The 3,110-nt window shown below is 54.3% G+C and carries 2 rRNA genes (1 of these 2 cut by a window edge); both read left to right on the forward strand.

What is annotated here, in order from left to right:
- Positions 1-2,801 (forward strand): 23S ribosomal RNA (locus tag ACFQ2S_RS24735); it begins 25 nt to the left of the window's first position.
- A 174-nt stretch (positions 2,802-2,975) separates the two neighbouring features.
- A 5S ribosomal RNA gene (gene rrf / locus ACFQ2S_RS24740) occupies positions 2,976-3,090 on the forward strand.
- The last annotated feature ends 20 nt before the right edge of the window (positions 3,091-3,110 follow it).

Here is a 3,110-nt window from a genome sequence, read left to right on the forward strand (position 1 = left end):
TGGATGCCTTGGCAGCAAGAGGCGATGAAGGACGTGATACTCTGCGATAAGTCCTGGGGAGCTGAGAATAAGCTTTGATCCAGGAATTTCCGAATGGGGCAACCCACCTGACAGTTCCATATAGATAGCCTCGGTTATCTTTATGAAGCTGAACCAGGTACTTTGAGGCTGAATACATAGGCTTCAAAGAGCAAACCCGGGGAACTGAAACATCTAAGTACCCGGAGGAAAGGAAATCAATTGATACTCCCCTAGTAGCGGCGAGCGAACGGGGACCAGCCAAGCCATGAGAGTGACAAGAACGTGTTGGAAAGCACGGCCATAGCGGGTGACAGCCCCGTATTGGAAGCTCGATTGGATGTATTAAGTAGGGCGGGACACGTGAAATCCTGTCTGAAGATCGGGGGACCACCCTCGAAGGCTAAGTACTCCTTGCTGACCGATAGCGAACCAGTACCGTGAGGGAAAGGTGAAAAGCACCCCGACGAGGGGAGTGAAACAGTTTCTGAAACCGGGCGCCTACAAGCAGTCGGAGGGACCTCGAGTCCTGACGGCGTACCTTTTGTATAATGGGTCATCGACTTGGTCTAACATGCAAGCTTAAGCCGATAGGTGTAGGCGTAGCGAAAGCGAGTCTTAATAGGGCGTCGAGTATGTTGGATCAGACCCGAAACCGAGTGATCTAGGCATGACCAGGATGAAGACAAGGTAACACTTGTTGGAGGTCCGAACCCACACCTGTTGAAAAAGGTCGGGATGAGTTGTGCCTAGGGGTGAAAGGCCAATCAAACTCGGAGATAGCTGGTTCTCCGCGAAATCTATTTAGGTAGAGCGTCGCACGAATACCCTCGGGGGTAGAGCACTGGATGGGTAATGGGGTCCCACAGACTTACTGATCCTAACCAAACTCCGAATACCGAGGAGTACTATGCGGCAGACACACGGCGGATGCTAACGTCCGTCGTGGAGAGGGAAACAACCCTGACCTCCAGCTAAGGCCCCTAATTCATGGCTAAGTGGGAAAGCAGGTGGGACGACCAAAACAACCAGGAGGTTGGCTTAGAAGCAGCCATCCTTTAAAGATAGCGTAACAGCTCACTGGTCTAATCAAGTTGTCCTGCGGCGAAGATGTAACGGGGCTCAAGCCATGAGCCGAAGCTGAGGACTGCGCAAGCAGTGGTAGCGGAGCGTAGTGTGATATAACTCCACGCCTCTTTGACTCCTTCGGGAGTGTTGGAGGCTCGGAGTTTTCTGTGAAGCCGGCGCGTGAGCGATCCGGTGGAGAGATCACTAGCGAGAATGATGACATGAGTAGCGACAAAGAGTGTGAGAGACACTCTCGCCGAAAGTCCAAGGGTTCCTGCTTAAAGCTAATCTGAGCAGGGTAAGCCGGCCCCTAAGTCGAGGCAGAAATGCGTAGACGATGGGAACTAGGTTAATATTCCTAGGCCAGGAGGATGTGACGGATCGCAGGTGTAGTGAGGTCTTATCGGATTGACCTTGCTGCTGAGCGGTTCCTGGAAATAGCCCTCCATCAGACCGTACCCTAAACCGACACAGGTGGACTGGTAGAGCATACCAAGGCGCTTGAGAGAACGATGTTGAAGGAACTCGGCAAAATACCTCCGTAAGTTCGCGAGAAGGAGGCCCGGGTTCAAGGCAACTTGGATCCGGGGGCACAAACCAGGGGGTGGCGACTGTTTACTAAAAACACAGGGCTCTGCGAAGTCGCAAGACGACGTATAGGGTCTGACGCCTGCCCGGTGCCTGAAGGTTAAAAGGAGGGGTGAGAGCTCCGAATTGAAGCCCAGGTAAACGGCGGCCGTAACTATAACGGTCCTAAGGTAGCGAAATTCCTTGTCGGGTAAGTTCCGACCTGCACGAATGGCGTAACGACTTCCCCGCTGTCTCCAACATCGACTCAGCGAAATTGAATTGCCTGTCAAGATGCAGGCTTCCCGCGGTTAGACGGAAAGACCCCGTGCACCTTTACTACAGCTTCACACTGGCATTAGGCCGAACATGTGCAGGATAGGTGGTAGGCTTCGAAGCAGGGACGCCAGTCTCTGTGGAGCCTTCCTTGAGATACCACCCTTGTTCTGCTTGATGTCTAACCGCGGTCCGTTATCCGGATCCGGGACCCTGTGTGGCGGGTAGTTTGACTGGGGCGGTCGCCTCCTAAAGCGTAACGGAGGCGCGCGAAGGTTGGCTCAGAGCGGTCGGAAATCGCTCGTTGAGTGCAATGGCAGAAGCCAGCCTGACTGCAAGACTGACAAGTCGAGCAGAGTCGAAAGACGGCCATAGTGATCCGGTGGTCCCAAGTGGGAGGGCCATCGCTCAACGGATAAAAGGTACGCCGGGGATAACAGGCTGATGGTGCCCAAGAGTCCATATCGACGGCACCGTTTGGCACCTCGATGTCGGCTCATCTCATCCTGGGGCTGGAGCAGGTCCCAAGGGTACGGCTGTTCGCCGTTTAAAGAGGTACGTGAGCTGGGTTTAGAACGTCGTGAGACAGTTCGGTCCCTATCTGCCGTGGGTGTAGGATACTTGAGAGGAGTTGCCCCTAGTACGAGAGGACCGGGGTGAACGGACCACTGGTGGACCTGTTGTGGCGCCAGCCGCAGTGCAGGGTAGCTATGTCCGGAAAGGATAACCGCTGAAGGCATCTAAGCGGGAAGCCCCCCTCAAAACAAGGTATCCCTGAGGGCCGTGGTAGACCACCACGTCGATAGGCCGGAGATGTAAGCGCAGCAATGCGTTCAGTTGACCGGTACTAATTGCCCGATAGGCTTGATTTGATCCAGTAAAAGCAAGACTGGAATAAGTCGGAAGTCAGACTTGGACAAAACCTGATGTTGGTGGCAAAAGCCGCGCCCAGCTTACGCAGGTGTGGCACGCAATTGCGCAAGCGCAATCGCTTCCGCCACCCGGCGCTTTGCAACGCAAAGCGCCGAACATGGATTTTTCCTCGGTTTGGTGGTCATAGCACGAGCAAAACACCCGATCCCATCCCGAACTCGGCCGTTAAGTGCCGGCGCGCCAATGGTACTGCGTCTCAAGACGTGGGAGAGTAGGTCACCGCCAAACCTAGAAAAAATCCATAACTC

Origin of the sequence: Tropicimonas aquimaris (assembly GCF_042676185.1) — a bacterium.
Taxonomy (GTDB): domain Bacteria; phylum Pseudomonadota; class Alphaproteobacteria; order Rhodobacterales; family Rhodobacteraceae; genus Tropicimonas; species Tropicimonas aquimaris.